The following is an 18,844-nucleotide window of genomic DNA, read 5'->3' as shown; positions in this document are numbered from 1 at the left end:
ACGACGTCGGGGGTGTCGTTCTGCGTCGGCGGGGGCGTGGACGCCTGGCGCTACAGCCGGGCCGCCGCGAGCGACGCCGCGATCCCGAGCACGACGAACGCCAGGACCGTCCAGCCGTGCACCCGGTGGGTGATCGGCGCCGCCGTCACGGTCGCGGGTGGTGGGCCGTCCTGCGGAGCCGGGGCGGGTACGAGGGCCAGCATCCGCGCGGCCGCAGCGTCGACGTCGAGGTGATCCGGGCCTCCCGGTCGGCCTTGGACCTGCGCGGTGAGCCGCGCGGTCGGGCGCGTCGCGGTCCAGACGCGGCGGACGCCCTCGCTCGTGACGACCTCGATGCCGTACTTGGTGCGCACCTCGGTGACGCGCGACCACGTGTAGGTGCTGGTGCGGCGGACATCCACGATCCGCAGGTGCTCGGGCGTCAGCTCGATGCGCGGACGCCAGAGGGCGGCCCACGCCACGAACGCGACGCAGATGCTCGGGACCGGGACGAGCCACGGGTTGCTGCCACCGAGCAGTGCCAGGGGGACGAGCGCCACCCCGACGACCCAGAGGACGATGGCGAGACGGCGAAGACCCGGGGCGACGATGGTGGTGTGCACCGGACGAGGTTACGAGATGCCTCCCCGGAGACGCCCGGGGAGCGGGTGTGACACACCAGCGCGTATCTCCGGACGACCCGATTCCCCGGGGAGGCAGATCCTGCGTGGACCTCTCGTGCCGACAATGGTCGTCGCCCCCAGTTCGGGTGTCAATACCCCATGGCGACGGATTCCGGGATTCCCCACGCCGGGAACGGCCGAAGCCGTGGGAGCCGCGAGATCCGGTTACGAGACCAGCAGTTCGATCTGTTCACGGATGGTCTCGGCCTTCGGGAACCGCAGACCGACCAGCCCGACGTGCCGCCACCGCACGACCCCGTCGGGGCCGATCACGAACACCGACCGACGGAGTCCGATCCCCGGCGCGCGCACGCCGTAGTCGCGGATCACCGAGCCGGCGGTGTCACTCAGCAGGGGGAACGTGAGCGAGGAACCGCGCGCGAACGTCTCGTGCGAGTCGAGGGCCTGCGGGCTGATGCCCCACACCACGGCACCCAGGTCGTCGAACTCGTCGAGTTCCGCCTGGTAGCTGCAGAGCTGTGCGGTGCAGACGGCCGTCGCGTCGCCGGGGTAGAAGGCGAGCACCACGGTCCGGCCGATCTCCGACGACAGGTCGTACTCGTCGTCGGTGCGAACCCCGTCGCGGACGATCATGCCCGGCAGGGTGAACGTCGGCGCGGACTCGCCGACCTCGGGGATGCTCATGTGCTCACGCTACGAGAACAACCGGGGGAACGCGCTCGCGACCCAGGGGTACCCGACGAACACCGCGGCGTCGAGCAGGCAGTGCGTGATGATCAAGGGCATCAGGCGGCCCCACTTCGTGTAGATCCAGCCGAACACGATGCCCATCACGGCGTTGCCGACGAACGCGCCGAAGCCCTGGTACAGGTGGTAGCTCCCGCGCAGCAGTGCCGTCGACAGGATCACCTGCCACCGCCCCCAACCCAGGTCGCCGAGCCGGGCGTAGAGGTACCCGATCACGATGACCTCCTCCTGCAGGCCGGAGCGGATCGCGGACAGCAGCAGGACCGGCACCGTCCACCAGTACGAGTTCAGGGCAGCGGGGTCCACGTCCACCGTGATGCCGAGCGCACGCCCGACGAAGTACAGGGCGAGCCCCGGGATCCCGATGCACAGCGCGATGAGCGCCGGACCGCCCAGGTCGGGCTTCACCCGGAACCGGTCGATGCCGAGCCGGGACAGGTGCGGGCGCGACGTGCTCCACAGCAGGAAGCACACGAGCGCGACCGGTGCCAGGTCCACTGCGATGCCGAGCAGCTGCCGGGCCAGGTCGACGTACTGCACCGTCGTCGACGACGTGTTGAGCGCCGTGGACTGCTCGCCGAGCGGCGTCGTCTGCGACAGGTCGTCGATGATCTGGAGGATCGAGTACAGCGCGCTGGCACCCAGTGAGAGCAGCAGCACGATGGTGATCTCGACCCACGTTCGCCGTCGGCTCATCTGCTGTACTCCTGACGGTTGCGAACTACCGGTAGACTGGCGTGTCGGGCGTTCTGCCCGCGGGTGCGGTGCCGACAAATCACTGGCCCGACACTCTCCCAGAAATTGAAGGATGTCCTGTATGGCGCTCGCCACCCGGTCCGACCTGCGCAACGTCGCCATCGTGGCACACGTCGACCACGGCAAGACCACCCTCGTCGACGCGATGCTCACGCAGACCAACTCGTTCGACGCCCACTTCGAGGGCGAAGACCGCATGATGGACTCGAACGACCTCGAGCGCGAGAAGGGCATCACGATCCTCGCGAAGAACACGTCGGTGCTCTACAACGGCAAGCACGCGACCGAGTTCGGCGCGGACGGCCCCATCACCATCAACGTGATCGACACCCCGGGCCACGCCGACTTCGGTGGTGAGGTCGAGCGAGGCCTCTCCATGGTCGACGGTGTCGTCCTGCTCGTCGACGCGTCCGAGGGCCCGCTGCCGCAGACGCGCTTCGTGCTCCGCAAGGCGCTCGCCGCCAAGCTCCCGGTGATCCTGCTCGTCAACAAGACGGACCGCCCCGACTCCCGCATCGACGAGGTCGTCTCCGAGTCGCAGGACCTGCTCCTCGGCCTGGCGTCCGACCTGTCGGACGAGGTCGACGACCTCGACCTCGACGCGATCCTCGACGTCCCCGTGGTCTACGCCTCGGGCCGTGCCGGTGCCGCGTCGCGCAACAAGCCGGCCGACGGCTCGCTGCCCGACAACGACGACCTCGAGCCGCTGTTCGAAGCGATCCTGCAGCACGTCCCCGCGCCGAAGTACGACGACCAGCACCCGCTGCAGGCCCACGTCACCAACCTCGACGCGTCGCCGTTCCTCGGTCGTCTCGCGCTGCTGCGCATCTTCCACGGCACGATGAAGAAGGGCCAGACGGTCGCGTGGGTCAAGCACGACGGCACCGTCGTGAACGCCCGCATCACCGAGCTCCTCATCACCAAGGCCCTCGAGCGCTACCCGGCCGAGTCGGCGGGCCCCGGTGACATCGTCGCCGTCGCCGGCTTCGACACGATCACCATCGGTGAGACGCTGACCGACCCCGAGGACGTCCGCCCGCTGCCGACCATCACGGTCGACGACCCGGCGATCTCGATGACGATCGGCACGAACACCAGCCCGCTCGTGGGCAAGGTCAAGGGGCACAAGCTGACCGCCCGCATGGTCAAGGAGCGCCTCGACCGCGAGCTCATCGGCAACGTCTCGCTCAAGGTCCTCGACATCGGTCGCCCCGATGCGTGGGAGGTCCAGGGCCGTGGTGAGCTCGCGCTCGCCATCCTGGTCGAGCAGATGCGTCGTGAGGGCTTCGAGCTCACCGTCGGCAAGCCGCAGGTCGTCACGAAGCGTGACGAGAACGGCAAGCTGCAGGAGCCGTACGAGCACATGACGATCGACACGCCGGAGGAGTACCTCGGCGCGATCACGCAGCTCATGGCCGCTCGCAAGGGCCGCATGGAGAACATGACGAACCACGGCACCGGCTGGGTGCGCATGGAGTTCATCGTCCCGTCGCGCGGCCTGATCGGCTTCCGCACGTCGTTCCTGACCGAGACCCGCGGCACCGGCATCGCCAATGCGATCTCGCACGGCTACGACGAGTGGGCCGGCCCGATCCAGACCCGCATCAACGGCTCGATCGTCTCCGACCGTTCGGGTGTCGTCACGCCGTTCGCCATCACGAACCTGCAGGAGCGGATGACGTTCTTCGTCAACCCCACCGAAGAGGTCTACGAGGGCATGGTCATCGGCGAGAACTCGCGCGCCGACGACATGGACGTCAACATCACGAAGGAGAAGAAGCTCACGAACATGCGTTCGGCGAACGCCGACTCCTTCGAGTCGATGACGCCGTCGCGCCAGCTCTCCCTCGAGGAGTGCCTGGAGTTCGCGCGCGAGGACGAGTGCGTCGAGGTCACCCCGGCCGTCGTCCGCATCCGCAAGGTCGAGCTCGACGCGCAGGCCCGCCAGCGCTCGTACGCCCGCCTGAAGCGTCAGGACGCGTAAGCACCAAGCGACGCGTCGCGTCAGCAAGAGCACGACCTGAGGAGGTCGGGGGTTACGGTGGATGCCGTGACCCTCGACCTCCTCTCGCTGTACCAGGACCTGCACGCCCACCCCGAGCTCGGTTTCCAGGAGCACCGCACTGCGGGCATCGTGGCCGACCGGCTCGCCGAACTCGGTGGCATCGAGGTGACCACCGGCGTCGGCGGCACCGGTGTCGTCGGCGTCCTGTCGAACGGCGAGGGCCCGGTCGTGTGGCTCCGCGCCGACATGGACGGCCTGCCGGTCCAGGAACGCACGGGGCTGTCCTACGCCAGCCAGCACCGCGGCACCGACGAGGACGGCAACGACGTCCCGACGATGCACGCGTGCGGCCACGACATCCACGTCACCTGGCTGCTCGGCACGCTCGAGCGCCTCGTCGCCACCAGGGACCAGTGGAGCGGCACGGTTGTCGGCGTCTTCCAGCCGGCGGAGGAGGTCATCTCCGGCGCCCGCGCCATGGTCGAGGACGGTCTGGTCGACCGGTTCCCGAAGCCCGACGTCGTGCTCGGCCAGCACTCGGCTCCGGCCCCGGTCGGCATCGTCGCGATCGGCTCCGGCCCGGTGATGGCCTCGAGCGACCGGCTCACCGTGACCTTCAACGGTCGCGGGGCGCACGGGTCCGCGCCGCAGGCATCCCTCGACCCGGTCGTCACCGCCGCGTCCGCCGTCGTGCGGCTGCAGACCGTCGTCTCGCGCGAGGTCTCGCCGAGCGACGCCGGCGTCGTCACCGTCGGCAGCTTCCACGCCGGCACCCGCGCGAACATCATCCCTGACCAGGCCGTCATCGAGATCTCGACGCGTGCTCGCAACGAGGACACCCGTGCGCGCATCATCGCGTCGATCGAGCGGATCGTCCGTGCCGAGAGCGACGCCGGCGGGCTGCCGGAGCCGACGATCGTGCGGTCGCCCGGCGCCGAGGTGACCGTGAACGACGCGGAGTCTGCTGCCCGGGTGCTCGCGGCCGTCAGCGCCGCCGTGCCGGGTGCCCGCGAGCTCGAGATCGGGCTGGCGATGGCGTCGGAGGACGTCGGGCAGCTCGCGACGGCGGCGGGCGTCCCGCTCGTGTACTGGTTCACGGGGATCACCGACCCGGAGCTGTTCCGCCGTGGCGAGGACATCCCGAGCAACCACTCGCCGTTCTACGCGCCGCAGGCCGAGACCGCGATCCCGGTGGGCGTCGACGCCTTGGTCGCCGCGACGCGCGCCTACGTCGCCTGACGCTTCCTTCCCATCGCGCGGGCGGTGGGAAGCGGAAACGGGCGTACCTGGTCGGAACGAAGGACCAGGTACGCCCGTTTCGGCCAGGTACGCGCGACGGGCGCGACGGGCGCGACGGGCGGACGGGAGGCGCGGGGCGGCCCCGCCGCGCGGGTGACCGTCCCGGGGACAGGACGTTCACAGCCAACTCGCGCCGTGCCTCCCGGCTCACCCGTTACCGTCGGCGCATGCGTTCCCTCCGTACCCCGCTGATCGCCGCCGTCGCCGCCGGCATCGCCCTGGCCGGACTCACCGGCTGCTCGTCCGACTCCGTGAAGCAGGCGACGGACCTCGGGTCATCGGTGGCCTCGACGGTCGCGGACGGCGTCGCGGGCATCGACGGCAAGGCGATCCAGGACGGCATGTCCTCGGTCGCGGGCGGCATCGACGGGGCGCTCGACACGGCACTCAAGGGCGCGAACGTCACCTCTGACGGCAAGGTGCCCGACGGGTTCCCGTCGTCCGACGTGCCGCTCGTCGACGGCACGGTGCTCGGCGGGGGAGCGGGACCGAACGGCTCCGGGTGGGTCGTGCAGGTGCGTGCCGGGTCGGTCGACGACTTCGCCTCCGCCGCGCAGCAGCTCGCCGACGCCGGCTACACCGAATCGGCGAAGCGCGCCGACTCGTCGAGTGCGTTCGGGATGTTCCGCAGCGACGGGTACCGCGTCGTGCTCACGTTCTCGGACGGCGACGACGGCGTCACCGCGACCTACATCGTCACGGCCCGCTAGTCCCGTACCCTTGGGGGCGATGTCGAAGGCCTCCGTCACGCGCCCCGAGCGCGTCCTGTTCGTGCACGCCCACCCCGACGACGAGACCCTGTCGTCCGGTGGGACGATCGCGACCCTGCTCGAGCTCGGCGCCGAGGTCACCGTGTTGACGGCGACCCGCGGTGAGCGCGGCGAGATGCTCACCGAGCGGCTCGCGCCCCTGGCCGGCGACGCCCAGCGCGTCGCCGCGCACCGCGAGACCGAGATCGACGCGGCACTCGCAGCCCTCGGCGGCCCGGCGCACCTGTGGCTCGGCGGGCGCGGTGCCCGGCCCACCGACCTGCCGGAACGCCGGTACGTCGACTCCGGCATGCAGTGGGGGCCGGACGGGCGGGCGACCGCCGCCGACGACGCCCCCGCCGACTCGCTGACCGCCGCCGACCTGGGCGAGGTCGTCGACGACGTCCGTGCCGCGATCCGCTCCACCGGGGCGGACGCGGTCGTGAGCTACGCCGACGACGGCGGGTACGGCCACCCCGACCACGTGCGTGTGCACCACGCTGCTCGGTACGCGGCCCGGGCGGAGGAAGTGGCGTTCTCGATGATCGTCGCCCCGGAGACCGGGGACGCCGACGTCACCGTCGACGTCCTGCCGGTGCGGGCGAAGGTGCGTGCCGCCGTCGAGCAGTACCGCTCGCAGGTCACCGTCGACCCGGTCGACACCGCCGACCCGACCGCGCTGTCGTGGGTGATGCCGCACGGCGTCCGCGAGCACGCCCCCGCCGTCGAGGCCTTCCGGCACGACGCCGACCCGCAGCCCCCGGCACCGCAGACCTACGCCGAGATGTCCGGCCAGGGCAAGGTCGCCGCGGTCGCCGTCGCGCTCGTGCTCGGGCTCGTCACCGGCGGCCTCGGCACCGTGACGCACCAGCAGACCGTCGGCGCCGCCGCGTTCCCGATCGGCATGGTGATCACCACGCTGCTCGTGATCGGGCTGACCGTGGGCATCCGGCTGCTGTACCGGTCGCGGGCGATGGTCGCCGCGATCGGCATCGGTATCCTCGTCGCCACCCAGGTGCTCGTCTCCGTCGGCGGCCAGGGCTCGCCGCTCGTGCTGGCGAACGCGGCCGGGTACGTGTGGACGTTCGCCCCCGCCGTCATCGCCGCCCTGGTGCTCGCGTGGCCGGACCTGTCGGGGCTCCGGTCCCGGACGGCCCCGGGCCGCGAGTAGACTCGAACCCGCTCGTCGAAGGGAGCACCCGAACCGTGACCTACGTGATCGCCCAGCCCTGTGTCGACGTCAAGGACCGTGCCTGCATCGACGAATGCCCCGTCGACTGCATCTACGAGGGCGACCGCTCGCTGTACATCCACCCCGACGAGTGCGTCGACTGCGGTGCGTGCGAGCCGGTGTGCCCGGTCGAGGCCATCTACTACGAGGACGACCTGCCCGACGAGTGGGCCGACTACTACAAGGCCAACGTCGAGTTCTTCCAGGAAGTCGGCTCGCCCGGTGGTGCCGCGAAGGTCGGTGTGATCCACAAGGACCACCCGGTCGTCATGGCCGAACCGCCCCGCGGCTGAGCCGGACACGCACGTGGCGCTCGACCTGCCCGACTTCCCCTGGGACCAGCTCGTCCCGTTCAAGCAGCGCGCGGCCGAGTACGAGGGCGGCATCGTCGACCTGAGCGTCGGTTCGCCCGTCGACCCGACCCCCGAGGTCGTCCGACGCGCTCTCGCCGACGCCACCGACGCGCACGCCTACCCGCAGGTCGCCGGCACCCCGGCGCTGCGGCAGGCCATCGCCGACTGGTACGGCCGACGCCACGGGGTGCGGCTGACCGAGGCGCACACGCTGCCGACGATCGGGTCGAAGGAGTTCATCGCCGGCCTGGCGCTCTGGCTCGGCATCGGCGCCGGCGACACCGTGGTGTTCCCCGCCGCTGCGTACCCCACCTACGAGCTCGGCGCGGCCCTGGTCGGTGCGGACGCCCTCGCATCGGACGACCCGGCGGCGTGGCCGGCGACGACGAAGCTGGTGTGGCTGAACTCGCCCGGCAACCCCGACGGCCGCGTGCTCTCGATCGACGACCTGCGTGCAGCGGTGGACCGCGCCCGCGAACTCGGTGCCGTCATCGTCGGCGACGAGTGCTACGCCGAGCTCGGCTGGGACCCGCAGTACGCGACCACCCCGACCCCCACGATCCTCGACCCCCGGGTCGTCGGCGACTCGGTCGACGGCGTGCTCAGCGTGTACTCGCTGTCGAAGCAGTCGAACCTGGCCGGGTACCGCGCGGCGTTCGTCGCCGGTGATCCCCGGATCCTCGCCGACGTGCTCGCGGTCCGGAAGCACGCGGGGCTGATGCCGCCGCTGCCGGTGCAGGAAGCGATGATCGTCGCACTCGCGGACCAGACCCACGTGCAACAGCAGAAGGCCCGCTACCGGGCGCGCCGGAACATGCTCCGACGGGCACTCGAGGACGCCGGCTTCCGCATCGACCACAGCGAGGCCGGCCTGTACCTCTGGGCGACCCGCGGTGAGCCGGCGCTCGACACGGTGTCGTGGTTGGCCGACCGCGGGATCCTCGTCGCACCGGGCACGTTCTACGGCACAGCGGGCGGGGAGCACGTGCGGGTGGCCCTCACGGCGACCGACGAGCGCATCGCCGCGGCGGCCCAGCGGCTGGCCAGCAGTCGTCGGCTCGGCACCGCGTAGCGCGGGGACGGGCCCCGCGACCGGGCGGATCGTGCATTCCGCCCGGAGCGCAACCGGGGGTTCCCACCAAGTCGTGACCATCGATGTGTGCACGAGCGACAGACGCCGCGATTAGGCTGTCAACGTGACTGACACTGCCAACGACGCTCAGAAGACGGCCACACCGCCCACGACGCCCGTGCCCGTGAGTCCCGCCGCCGAACAGACGGGCGAGACCGCGACGCTGACGTACCCGGGCGGCAGCGCGGAGTTCCCGATCCTGCCGAGCGTCGACGGCGCGTCCACGATGGACATCTCGACGTTCAAGAAGCAGACCGGGATGAACACGCTCGACTACGGGTTCGTGAACACCGGGTCGACCAAGAGCGCGATCACCTACATCGACGGCGACGAGGGCATCCTGCGGTACCGCGGGTACCCGATCGACCAGGTCGCGTCGAACTGCACCTTCCTCGAGGTCGCGTGGCTCCTGATCTACGGCGAGCTGCCCGACGAGTCCGAACTCGCCGACTTCGACGCCCGCATCCGTCGGCACACCCTGCTGCACGAGGACCTGCGGCGCCTGTTCGACGCGCTCCCGCACTCCGCGCACCCGATGTCCGTGCTGTCCAGCGCCGTCAGCGCCCTGTCGACGTACTACGAGGACGACATGGACGTCGACGACCCGGAGAAGGTCGAGCTGCAGACCGTGCGGCTGCTCGCCAAGCTGCCGGTGATCGCCGCGTACGCGCACAAGAAGTCCATCGGGCAGGCGTTCCTGTACCCGGACAACGGGCTGTCGTTCGTCGACAACTTCCTGCGCCTGAACTTCGGCACCATGGCCGAGACCTACCAGCCGAACCCGGTGCTGTCGAAGGCCCTCGACCGGCTCCTCATTCTGCACGAGGACCACGAGCAGAACGCCTCCACCGCGACGGTCCGCCTGGTCGGCTCGACGAAGGCGAACATGTTCGCCTCGATCTCGGCCGGCATCAACGCCCTGTACGGGCCGCTGCACGGCGGCGCGAACGAGGCCGTGCTCGAGATGCTGCAGCAGATCAAGGACTCCGGCGAGCCGGTGCAGCGCTTCGTCGAGCGGGTGAAGAACAAGGAGCGCGGCGTGAAGCTCATGGGCTTCGGACACCGCGTCTACAAGAACTACGACCCCCGCGCGAAGCTCGTCAAGGAGTCGGCGGACGAGGTCCTCGAGTCCCTCGGCGTGCAGGACGACCTGCTCGACATCGCGAAGGAGCTCGAGCAGATCGCGTTGAGCGACCAGTACTTCATCGACCGCAAGCTCTACCCGAACGTCGACTTCTACACCGGCATCATCTACAAGGCGATGGGCTTCCCGCCGCGCATGTTCACGGTGCTGTTCGCGATCGGCCGCCTGCCCGGCTGGATCGCGCAGTGGCGCGAGCTGAACAACGACCCGCTCAACAAGATCGGTCGCCCGCAGCAGCTCTACGTGGGTGCGCCGAAGCGGGACCTCCCCGCGCGGTAGCCGCTTGGTGAGCAGAAATGGTCGGGTCCCGAGATGGGACCCGACCATTTCTGCTCACGAAGTGACGTACGGGAGGCCCGTGGCGGCGTGGCCACGGGCCTCACGTCCGACGCGTCCTACGCGTGGAGCGCGGTGTTGAGCTGGATGCCCTCGCCCTTGCGCTGCAGCGCCTCGACGGCGCCGCTGACGCTGTTGCGCCGGAACAGGACGTTCGGGGTGCCGGACAGCTCGGCGGCCTTGACGGTCTTCGGCGTGCCGTCCGGGTTCGGTGCGGCGCCGACCAGGACGACCTTCGTTCCGGCCGTGACGTACAGGCCGGCCTCGATGACGGAGTCGTCGCCGAGGGAGATGCCGAGACCCGCGTTCGCACCGAGCAGCGCGCGCTCGCCCAGGGAGACCCGGTGCGTGCCGCCGCCGGAGAGCGTGCCCATGATGGACGCCCCGCCGCCGATGTCGGTGCCGTTGCCGACGACGACGCCCTGCGAGACGCGGCCCTCGATCATGGCGTCGCCGAGGGTGCCGGCGTTGAAGTTCACGAAGCCCTCGTGCATGACGGTCGTGCCCGGCGCCAGGTGCGCACCGAGACGGACGCGGTTGGCGTCACCGATGCGGACGCGGTCCGGCACGACGTAGTCGACCAGACGGGGGAACTTGTCGATGGCGTGCACGGCGATGCCCGCGCGCTGCAGCGACGGGCGCAGGCGGGTCAGGGACTCCGGGTGGACCGGCCCCGCGTTCGTCCACGCGACGATCGGGAGGTACCCGAAGACACCGTCGAGGTTGATGGTGTTCGGGCGCACGTGCAGGTGGCTCAGCAGGTGCAGACGCAGGTACGCGTCCTCGGTGCTGGTCGGGGCGGCGTCGATGGTGACCTCGGTGGTGACGGCCTCGATCCGGACCTCGCGGCGGGGGTCGTCGCCGACGTGCGCCTGCAGTTCTGCGGGGAACACCGCGTCAGCGGGCAGCGGGCCGAGGTGGGTCTCCGGGTACCAGGTGTCGAGCGTCGTGCCGTCGGCGGCGATCGTCGCGAGGCCGTGGCCCCAGGCGTGCGTCGGGCGGTCGGCGGTGGCGGTCGGGTCGGTGGCAGCGGTCGTGTCGGTCACCGCACCAGGGTACCGACGCACTGGACGGGAGCACCGGACCGACCGGACGGACGCTGCGGAACCGCACCGTGCCTCCCGGCCGCCGTGCCGTGGGCCAGCGCGACGGGAGCGACGGCAGATAAGGTGACCGCATGCCGGAGCAGCTCGACCTCACCGCCTCGTCCATCGACATCACCCGTGCCATCTGCGACATCGAATCGGTGTCGGGGAACGAGCAGGCCCTCGCTGACGCGATCGAGGCGGTGCTCGCACCGCTGCCGCACCTCGAGGTGATCCGGGACGGCGACGCGATCGTCGCCCGCACGAACCTCGGCCGCGACCGCCGCGTCGTGATCGCCGGGCACATCGACACGGTGCCGCTCAACGACAACCTGCCGACCGAGTTCCGCACCGCCGAGGACGGCACCGAGATCCTGTGGGGTCGCGGCACCGTCGACATGAAGGCGGGCTGTGCAGTGCAGCTCAAGCTCGCGTACGACCTCGTCGAGCCCTCGGTCGACGTCACGTGGGTCTGGTACGACCACGAAGAGGTCAGCGACCTGCTGAACGGCCTCGGTCGTCTCGCCCGGACCCGTCCGGACCTGCTGGCCGCCGACTTCGCCATCCTGGGGGAGCCGTCCGGCGCGCAGATCGAGGGTGGCTGCAACGGCAACCTCCGCGCCGAGATCCGCACGTTCGGCAAGCGCTCGCACAGCGCCCGCAGCTGGATCGGCGACAACGCGATCCACAAGACGGCACCGATCCTCGCCACGCTGGCCGCCTACGAGCCGCGCACCGTCACGGTCGACGGGCTCGAGTACCGTGAGGGCCTCAACGCCGTCGGGATCAGCGGCGGCATCGCGGGCAACATCATCCCGGACGAGGCGATGGTGCACGTGAACTACCGCTTCGCGCCGTCGCGTTCGGCCGACGAGGCCGTGGCGCACATCCGTGAGCTCTTCGACGGCTACGACGTGACCATCGTCGACCTCGCCGCCGGTGCCCGCCCCGGCCTCGACGCCCCGCTCGCGCAGGACTTCGTGTCGGCGGTCGGTGGCCCGGAGCCCCGCCCGAAGTACGGCTGGACCGACGTCGCCCGCTTCTCGGCGCTCGGGGTGCCCGCGGTCAACTACGGACCCGGTGAACCGGTCTTCGCCCACCACGACGACGAGCAGGTCCCGGTCGCGCAGATCACCGCGGTCGAGGCCGGCCTCCGTCGGTGGCTGACGGCCTGACGACGGCCGGGGCCACCCGGCCGACCCCAGCACGCACCCGCTGGCGCGCCCGCTACCGGGTGGTGCCGTGGTGGGTCCGCATCACGGTCGTCTACGTGCTCGCCCGGTTCGTCACCGGACTGATGATGCAGGCCTTCGCGAGCGTGCAGGCGGCGAACTCGTTCACCGTCCAGCACCCGGCGTACCTGTCGTTCGCGTCCATCTGGGACGGCGCCTGGTACCGCGTCATCGCGACCGGCGGTTACCCGTCGACCCTGCCCGTGGACGCCGCAGGGCACGTGACCGAGAACGCGTGGGCGTTCATGCCCGCGTACCCGTTCCTGGTGCGCGGCCTGATGCTGCTCACCGGAGCGTCGTTCGAGTTCGTCGCGGTGGCGGTCTCGCTGCTCGCCGGACTCGGCGCTGCGCTCGTGTTCCGTCGCCTGATGGGGCGCTTCCTCGACCCGGCGCGGGCGACCTTCGCCACGGTGCTGTTCTGCGTCGCGCCCGTGTCGGCGATGTTCCAGGTGGCGTACGCCGAGTCGATGGGGCTGTTCCTGCTGCTCGTCGCGCTGCTGCTCATGGTCGACCGACGGTGGTGGACGATGCTGCCCGTCGTGCTGCTGCTCGGGATGACCCGGCCGACCGGGCTCGCCTTCGCGCTGCTCGTCGTGCTGTTCGTCGGTGCCTGGGCGATCCGGCCCGCGTGGGTGCGGTCGTCGGAACCGCTCACCCTGCGCCGCCTCGTGCCGCCCGCCGTGGTCGCGGTCGTGTCCGGACTGGTCGGCCTGGCGTGGCCGGCGATCGCCTGGGCCGTCACCGGGGTGCCCAAGGCCTACACCGACACCGAGCTCGCCTGGCGGTCGTCCTACGTCGGGTGGCAGGAGCTCGTGCCGTTCGCGCCGTGGATCCAGGGCTTCGGGTGGTGGTTCCACCAGCCCGCCGGCGGGGTCCTGCTGGCCGTCGTGGTCGTCGGCTTCGTGGCGTTCGTCTGCATGCCCGCAGCCCGGGTGATCGGGATCGAGCTGCGCCTCTGGGGCATCGCCTACGTCGTGTACCTGCTCGCCGTGTTCTTCCCGCAGTCGAGCACCTGGCGGATCCTGGTGCCGATCGCGCCGCTGCTCGGCATCGTGGCGCTGCCGCGGTCCCGCGTGTACTGGGTGGCCGTCGTGGTGGCGTTCGTCGGGCTGCAGTGGGTCTGGCTGTACTACTGCTGGTGGATCGACGGCTACGACTGGACCCCGCCGTGATCGGCACGGCGCTCACGGGCCTGGGCGCGGGCCAGGAGCCGTGCGGCGGGACCGCTCCGCTCGCGCTTCGGCACCGTCGCTGACATCGGCTCCGGGTCACCCGGCCGCCAGTTCGCCGCCGCCACGACCATCGCGTTGACGGTGGCGATGAACGGCACCGCGAAGAACGCGCCGACGACACCCGCGATCGTCGTGCCCGCGGTCACCCCGAGGACGACTCCGAGCGGGTGGACCTTGACGGCCGTGCCGGTCAGGAACGGGTGCAGGACGTGGCTCTCGAGCTGCTGCACGACCACCACGATGCCGAGCATCACGAGCGCCGGCACCCAGCCGTTGAAGACCAGGGCGATGAGCACCGCGACCGCACCGGCGACGATCGCCCCGACGACGGGGACGAACGCGCCGAAGAAGACGATGACGCCGATCGGGATCGCCAGCGGGATCTGCAGCGCGAGGGCGCCGATGGTGACACCGAGGGCGTCCGTGACGGCGACCACGAGCTGGACGCGGATGAAGCTCGTCAGGGTCTTCCAGCCGGCGTGCCCGGCGACGTCGATGCGAGCACGTGCCCGGCGCGGGAAGAGCCGGACGACCCACCCCCAGATGCGCGGGCCGTCGATGAGCACGAACAGCGTCGTGAACACGATGATGAACAGCCCCTCGAGCACGTGCACGGCGCCGGTGCCGGCGGCCTGGAACCCGGACAGGATCGTCGCGGCGTGCGCCTGCAGGTAGTCGAAGCCGTTCGACACCCACGAGTCGACGTCCTTCGCCGTGATCCCGAACGGCTCGCTGTCGAGCAGGGTCCGCAGGGACTGCACGCTGTGGTGGAGCCGGCGTTCGAGCGACGGCAGGTCGGACCGCACCTGCTCGGTGACGAGCAGCGCCAGCCCACCGAGCGCCAGCACCAAGGCGACCAGGCTCGACAGCACCGCCGTCCACTTCGGCCACCGGTGCCGCTGCAGGAACGCCGACATCGGCATGAGGAGCGCGCAGACCAGCAGCGCGATGAGGAACGGCACCACGATGTCCTGCAGCAGCACGACCAGCGCCACCAGGACGGCGAGGCCGGCACCCACGACGAGGATGCGCCAGGTGAACGCCGCGCCGATCCGCAGGCCGGCGGGCACTGCGTCGTCGGACCTGCCGGTCGGCTCGGACCGGTCGGGTCGTCCGCTGGGGGACTGACGGCGCATGGAGCGGATGTTCGGCATCCGCCAAGGTTACGAACGGAACCCGCGAAGAACCGCCGATCCGACACCCCCAACCTGGGCGGTTTCGCAGTTGCCCCATCAATACGAGATAATGAGTGGGCATGTACTGCACGAAAGGGGACATCTGATGGCAGCCATGAAGCCGAGGACCGGTGACGGGCCGATGGAGGCTGTTAAGGAGGGTCGACTCATCATCGTGCGGGTTCCGCTCGAAGGAGGAGGCCGCCTGGTCGTCTCGGTCAACGATGCCGAGGCCAAGGAACTCCATGACGCACTCGCTGAGGTCGTCTCGGCCTCGTAGTCGAAAGCACCAGAACGACGGGTCCGGAGCGTGTACGCGCCGGGCCCGTCGTCTGCGTCCGGGGCGCCGCGCCGTCGGCGTGCGCGCCCGTCGCGCTGTCGGTCGCGTCCGGCAGGATGGCCTCGTGCCGAGGACCCACATGCCGATCCGCCGCGTCGAGGAGTACCGCGACCCGGACCCGATGCCGCGAGACGTCTGGCCGGCGACGCTGCCCCCGGTGCGGCAGCTGCTCGACGAGGGGCTCGACCTCGACCCGGTGACGGTGTTCGTCGGCGACAACGGTGTGGGCAAGTCCACCCTGATCGAGGCGATCGCGCTCCGGTTCGGCATGTCGCCCGAGGGCGGCTCCACCCTGGCGAACCACTCGACGCGTCCGTCCGAGTCGTCGCTGTGGCAGCACATCGTCCTCCGCCGTGACTTCGGTGCGCCCCGCGGTGGGTTCTTCCTGCGTGCCGAGACCATGCACGGCTTCTTCACCTACCTCGAGGACCACCCCAACCACTCCCGCCCCGAGCCGGTGTTCCACGAGCGCAGCCACGGTGAGTCGTTCCTCGACTTCGTCATCGACCGCGCGCAGTGGCCGGGGCTCTGGATCCTCGACGAACCCGAGTCGGCGCTGTCCTTCTCCGGCTGTCTGACGCTCATCGCGCTGCTGCGATCGATCGTCGACAGCGGGGTCGGACAGGTCGTGCTCTCGACGCACTCGCCGGTGTTGGCGGCGTTCCCGGGCGCGACGATCCACGAGGTCGGCGAGTGGGGGTTCCGGCGCACCGAGTGGGAAGAGCTCGATCTGGTGCGCAACCAGCGCTCGTTCCTCGAGTCACCCGAGCGGTACCTTCGGCACCTCGAGTGACCGACGGCGAGGGTGACGCAGCGTGCGCTACGCGGTGACCTTCGTCAGCTGCAGCAGCCCGTCACCAGCCGGCGAGAGCGCACTGCGCACCGCACCCGACGTCGACACCTCGGTGAGCAGCAGCCGGAAGTCCGTGGTCGCCCGGTCGCGCTTGACCGGGTCGGCGACGCGTCCGCGCCACAGTGCGTGCGGCACCAGGACGGTCCCGCCGAGGCGCGCGAGCCGCAGCCCGTGCTCGACGTACTCGATGACGTGCTCGGGGTCGGCATCGACCAGGACGACGTCGTACGACGCCTCGTTCATCCGGGGGAGCACCTGGTTCGCGCGGCCCGGGATGAGCCGGATCCGAGCGGGGGCGGTGCCGGCGCTGATGTAGGCGTCGCGGGCGAACTGCTGGTGGTCGACCTCGACGTCGATCGTGGTCAGGGTCGCGTCCGGCGCGCCGCCGAGCAGGTACAGCCCGGAGACTCCCAGGCCCGTCCCGATCTCGATGATGCTCGTGGCTCGGGAGGCTGCGGCGATGACGCCGATCTGCGCGCCGATCGCGGGCGAGATCGCCTCGACACCGAGCTCCAGGGAGTGCTCACGAGCGCGGGCGATCGCCTCGGACTCCGAGACGATGTCCTCGGCGAACTTCCAGTTCGACTCTTTCTCTGACACGCACACTCCGTTCGGTTGACAACTCTAGGGGTGCATCGGAGCCGTACGGGTTAGGCTCGCTCACGTGAACATCCCGCTCGACAAGATCCTGATCATCGGGATCATTGCCGTGCTCCTGCTCGGGCCGCAGCGCCTGCCGATGTACGCCCAGAAGTTGGCCGAGTTCGTGAAGGCCGTCCGCCGGTTCGCCGACACCGCGAAGGAGCGGATGCGCGACGAGATGGGCCCGGAGTTCGACGACATCGAGTGGCAGAAGCTCGACCCGCGACAGTACGACCCCCGCCGGATCATCCGCGATGCGCTCCTCGACTCCGGCAGCGCCAGCAGCGCCGCCGCGGTCCAGACCGCGCAGGTGACCGCCTCCAAGGTCCGCGCGACGGCTCCCGTCGTGCCGCTGGCCGCGGGAGAAGCGCCGCCCTTCGACGCGGAAGCGACCTGACGCCCGTCACGTGACCACCTGACGGACGGGAGGCCCGGTGCCAGCTGGCACCGGGCCTCCCGTGTTCGGTGTGGTGACGACTACTTCAGGTCGGCTACTTCAGGTCGGCGAGGAAGCGATCCGTCCAGGCGAGCGCCGGTGCGCTCGGGACGGAGCTGCAGGTGGACGACGCCGTGGTCGAGGCGCAGGGCGTGTCCCGGTCGAGCGACCAGTAGTGGATCCCGGCGAGGCCGTTGGCCTTCGCGTAGGCGGACAGGGTGTCGACGTCGGCGAGGGTGAAGACCTCGTCGGTGGTGTCGTTGACGCCGATCATCGGGGTGACCTCGATCTTCGACGACGCGATGCCGTACGTGTGCTGCAGGTTCGTGACGGCCTGGATCGAGGACTTGCCCATCTGGCAGGTGGAGCCGGAGAGCACGCAGTTCGCGGTGGTCGCGCGGCCGAAGTCCATCGTCATGAGGTTGATCGTGTAGTTCGTCAGGGTCGACGCCTTGATCGCCTTCACAGTGGCGTCGCCGGTGCTGTTCAGCCCGCCGTACGAGCCGTCGCTGGCGGCCAGGGTCGCGAGCGTGAACGAGAAGCGCATGCCCGGGTACTTCGCCTGGGCGAGGGCTGCGGCGCTCACGAGGTTCTGCACGTCGGCGGCCGACTGACCGCTCTCGATGTCGAAGTCGACGCCGATCATGTGCGGGGTCGCGTACCGGGCGATGAACGACTGCAGTGCGGCGCCCGAGCACTTGAACGAACCGGCGGCTCCACCGGTGCTGACGATGTAGTTCACCCCGGCGGCGTCGAGCTTCGGGATGTTGGCGTTCGCGAAGGCATCCGCCGCGACGCCGCCCCAGTTCTCGCTGCCGCACGTGCCGGTCGCGAAGGCGAGGGTGATCGCCTTGAGGCCGGGCTCCCGGGTCGACACCAGGCTGTTGCTCGAGCCGACCACCGGGACCCGCGTCCCGGTGACCGCGGTGTTCATGACGTTCGTGTTCCAGTCGAGGTTCACGGTGATGTCCTTGTACGGGCTGAACACCAGTCCGCTGGCCGTGCCGCCGCTCCCGCCCGTGCCGGGGGTGGTCGTTCCCCCACCTGGAGGAGTGGTCCCGCCGCCCGTGCCCGTGCCCGTGCCGGAGCAGGCGCCGGTCGACGTCCACGGCTGGCCGCTGCCCGTCGCACCGGCGTGCGTCGCGGGGTCGTCGCCCTGCGTCCACCAGTTCGCGGTGTAGTTCGATCCGTTCTCGCTGACGGTGGCACCGCCGGAGTACGCGGTGCCGGCGGTCCACGCGGTCGCGCACGACGGTGTCGCGGCGATGGCCGGTGCTGCGGCGAGGGATCCGCCGGCGATCACTGCGGCGACGGTGGCCACGAGGCCGATCCGTACTCGGGTGTTCTGGTTCACACGGTTCTCCTGTCCTCGGCCGGACGTCGTCGTCCGGCGGGTGGAGCCCAGGCGGTCACATTCCGCACGGGCATTGTGCAATGCCCTTGCATAATGCTCCGGGGTGGAACGACCTGTCCA

19 protein-coding genes are annotated in these 18,844 nt (G+C 70.5%); 12 read left to right on the top strand and 7 right to left on the bottom strand.

Annotated features, from left to right (window positions below; all coding sequences use genetic code 11):
• Window positions 1-50: 50 nt before the first annotated feature.
• From GVL05_RS04295 to GVL05_RS04285, 3 genes are all read right to left on the bottom strand, one after another.
• A complete protein-coding gene (locus GVL05_RS04295) occupies window positions 51-602 on the bottom strand; it encodes a PH domain-containing protein (RefSeq protein ID WP_159571597.1) in 552 nt (183 codons plus the stop codon).
• Window positions 603-827: 225 nt separating this feature from the next.
• Window positions 828-1,307 (bottom strand): peroxiredoxin, encoded by a 480-nt coding sequence (locus GVL05_RS04290; RefSeq protein ID WP_123294109.1) that lies wholly within the window; start codon window positions 1,305-1,307, stop codon window positions 828-830.
• A 9-nt stretch (window positions 1,308-1,316) separates the two neighbouring features.
• Window positions 1,317-2,066 carry a CPBP family intramembrane glutamic endopeptidase gene (locus GVL05_RS04285; RefSeq protein ID WP_159571594.1) on the bottom strand — a complete coding sequence of 250 codons (750 nt, stop codon included), beginning with the start codon at window positions 2,064-2,066 and terminating at the stop codon, window positions 1,317-1,319.
• A gap of 121 nt (window positions 2,067-2,187) precedes the next feature.
• Between GVL05_RS04285 and typA the strand changes: the two genes are divergently transcribed.
• The 7 genes from typA to GVL05_RS04250 all read left to right on the top strand — a co-directional run bounded on the left by typA (window position 2,188) and on the right by GVL05_RS04250 (window position 10,318).
• Window positions 2,188-4,110, top strand: coding sequence for a translational GTPase TypA (gene typA, locus GVL05_RS04280; protein WP_111084979.1), 1,923 nt, complete (start codon window positions 2,188-2,190; stop codon window positions 4,108-4,110).
• A 66-nt stretch (window positions 4,111-4,176) separates the two neighbouring features.
• Window positions 4,177-5,370: an amidohydrolase gene (locus tag GVL05_RS04275; RefSeq protein ID WP_165918732.1), complete on the top strand. Its 1,194-nt coding sequence runs from the start codon at window positions 4,177-4,179 to the stop codon at window positions 5,368-5,370.
• A 227-nt stretch (window positions 5,371-5,597) separates the two neighbouring features.
• On the top strand, window positions 5,598-6,140 hold the full coding sequence (locus GVL05_RS04270; protein ID WP_123673112.1) for a hypothetical protein: 543 nt from the start codon (window positions 5,598-5,600) through the stop codon (window positions 6,138-6,140).
• A 19-nt stretch (window positions 6,141-6,159) separates the two neighbouring features.
• Entirely contained in the window at window positions 6,160-7,350 is a 1,191-nt protein-coding gene (locus GVL05_RS04265; protein ID WP_159571591.1) for a PIG-L family deacetylase, read from the top strand.
• Window positions 7,351-7,385: 35 nt separating this feature from the next.
• A complete protein-coding gene (fdxA, locus tag GVL05_RS04260; RefSeq protein ID WP_069711637.1) occupies window positions 7,386-7,703 on the top strand; it encodes a ferredoxin in 318 nt (105 codons plus the stop codon).
• Window positions 7,704-7,716: 13 nt separating this feature from the next.
• Window positions 7,717-8,835 carry a succinyldiaminopimelate transaminase gene (gene dapC / locus GVL05_RS04255; protein WP_159571588.1) on the top strand — a complete coding sequence of 373 codons (1,119 nt, stop codon included), beginning with the start codon at window positions 7,717-7,719 and terminating at the stop codon, window positions 8,833-8,835.
• Between the two features lie 184 nt (window positions 8,836-9,019).
• Complete coding sequence (locus GVL05_RS04250) at window positions 9,020-10,318, top strand: citrate synthase (RefSeq protein WP_123340789.1); 1,299 nt, start codon at window positions 9,020-9,022, stop codon at window positions 10,316-10,318.
• 116 nt (window positions 10,319-10,434) lie between these two features.
• Here GVL05_RS04250 and dapD read toward each other — a convergent pair whose 3' ends face one another.
• On the bottom strand, window positions 10,435-11,421 hold the full coding sequence (gene dapD / locus GVL05_RS04245) for a 2,3,4,5-tetrahydropyridine-2,6-dicarboxylate N-succinyltransferase (protein WP_159571585.1): 987 nt from the start codon (window positions 11,419-11,421) through the stop codon (window positions 10,435-10,437).
• A gap of 131 nt (window positions 11,422-11,552) precedes the next feature.
• Between dapD and dapE the strand changes: the two genes are divergently transcribed.
• Window positions 11,553-12,635: a succinyl-diaminopimelate desuccinylase gene (dapE, locus tag GVL05_RS04240; protein WP_159571582.1), complete on the top strand. Its 1,083-nt coding sequence runs from the start codon at window positions 11,553-11,555 to the stop codon at window positions 12,633-12,635.
• Complete coding sequence (locus GVL05_RS04235; RefSeq protein WP_159571579.1) at window positions 12,620-13,864, top strand: hypothetical protein; 1,245 nt, start codon at window positions 12,620-12,622, stop codon at window positions 13,862-13,864. The genes dapE and GVL05_RS04235 overlap by 16 nt, the downstream gene beginning before the upstream one ends.
• On the opposite strand, the gene GVL05_RS04230 is transcribed toward GVL05_RS04235, so the two are convergent.
• Entirely contained in the window at window positions 13,843-15,078 is a 1,236-nt protein-coding gene (locus GVL05_RS04230; RefSeq protein WP_235035843.1) for an AI-2E family transporter, read from the bottom strand. The two genes, GVL05_RS04235 and GVL05_RS04230, sit on opposite strands and share 22 nt — an antisense overlap.
• Before the next feature lie 127 nt (window positions 15,079-15,205).
• Between GVL05_RS04230 and GVL05_RS04225 the strand changes: the two genes are divergently transcribed.
• Entirely contained in the window at window positions 15,206-15,379 is a 174-nt protein-coding gene (locus GVL05_RS04225; RefSeq protein WP_123673120.1) for a DUF3117 domain-containing protein, read from the top strand.
• 124 nt (window positions 15,380-15,503) lie between these two features.
• The gene (locus GVL05_RS04220) at window positions 15,504-16,232 is read left to right on the top strand and encodes an AAA family ATPase (protein WP_159571576.1); all 729 of its coding nucleotides are present in this window, start codon (window positions 15,504-15,506) and stop codon (window positions 16,230-16,232) included.
• A 27-nt stretch (window positions 16,233-16,259) separates the two neighbouring features.
• Here GVL05_RS04220 and GVL05_RS04215 read toward each other — a convergent pair whose 3' ends face one another.
• Entirely contained in the window at window positions 16,260-16,892 is a 633-nt protein-coding gene (locus tag GVL05_RS04215) for an O-methyltransferase (protein WP_123294100.1), read from the bottom strand.
• Window positions 16,893-16,956: 64 nt separating this feature from the next.
• Here GVL05_RS04215 and GVL05_RS04210 point away from each other — a divergent pair, with 64 nt between their 5' ends.
• Window positions 16,957-17,331: a twin-arginine translocase TatA/TatE family subunit gene (locus GVL05_RS04210; protein ID WP_111084987.1), complete on the top strand. Its 375-nt coding sequence runs from the start codon at window positions 16,957-16,959 to the stop codon at window positions 17,329-17,331.
• Window positions 17,332-17,425: 94 nt separating this feature from the next.
• Here GVL05_RS04210 and GVL05_RS04205 read toward each other — a convergent pair whose 3' ends face one another.
• Window positions 17,426-18,724: a carbohydrate-binding protein gene (locus GVL05_RS04205; RefSeq protein ID WP_159571573.1), complete on the bottom strand. Its 1,299-nt coding sequence runs from the start codon at window positions 18,722-18,724 to the stop codon at window positions 17,426-17,428.
• Window positions 18,725-18,844: the final 120 nt, after the last annotated feature.

Origin of the sequence: Curtobacterium sp. 18060, from assembly GCF_902706105.1 — a bacterium.
Lineage (GTDB): Bacteria > Actinomycetota > Actinomycetes > Actinomycetales > Microbacteriaceae > Curtobacterium.
Note: the sequence above shows the minus strand (reverse complement) of the source record. Positions and strands in the feature narration are given on the sequence as shown.

Bases quoted from the DNA above. Each gene is read 5' to 3' on its own strand.
- dapE (WP_159571582.1), top strand. From the start codon at position 11,553: ATGCCGGAGCAGCTCGACCTCACCGCCTCGTCCATCGACATCACCCGT.
- typA (WP_111084979.1), top strand. From the start codon at position 2,188: ATGGCGCTCGCCACCCGGTCCGACCTGCGCAACGTCGCCATCGTGGCA.
- GVL05_RS04265 (WP_159571591.1), top strand. From the start codon at position 6,160: ATGTCGAAGGCCTCCGTCACGCGCCCCGAGCGCGTCCTGTTCGTGCAC.
- GVL05_RS04225 (WP_123673120.1), top strand. From the start codon at position 15,206: ATGGCAGCCATGAAGCCGAGGACCGGTGACGGGCCGATGGAGGCTGTT.
- GVL05_RS04290 (WP_123294109.1), bottom strand. From the start codon at position 1,307: ATGAGCATCCCCGAGGTCGGCGAGTCCGCGCCGACGTTCACCCTGCCG.
- GVL05_RS04270 (WP_123673112.1), top strand. From the start codon at position 5,598: ATGCGTTCCCTCCGTACCCCGCTGATCGCCGCCGTCGCCGCCGGCATC.
- GVL05_RS04230 (WP_235035843.1), bottom strand. From the start codon at position 15,078: ATGCCGAACATCCGCTCCATGCGCCGTCAGTCCCCCAGCGGACGACCC.
- GVL05_RS04285 (WP_159571594.1), bottom strand. From the start codon at position 2,066: ATGAGCCGACGGCGAACGTGGGTCGAGATCACCATCGTGCTGCTGCTC.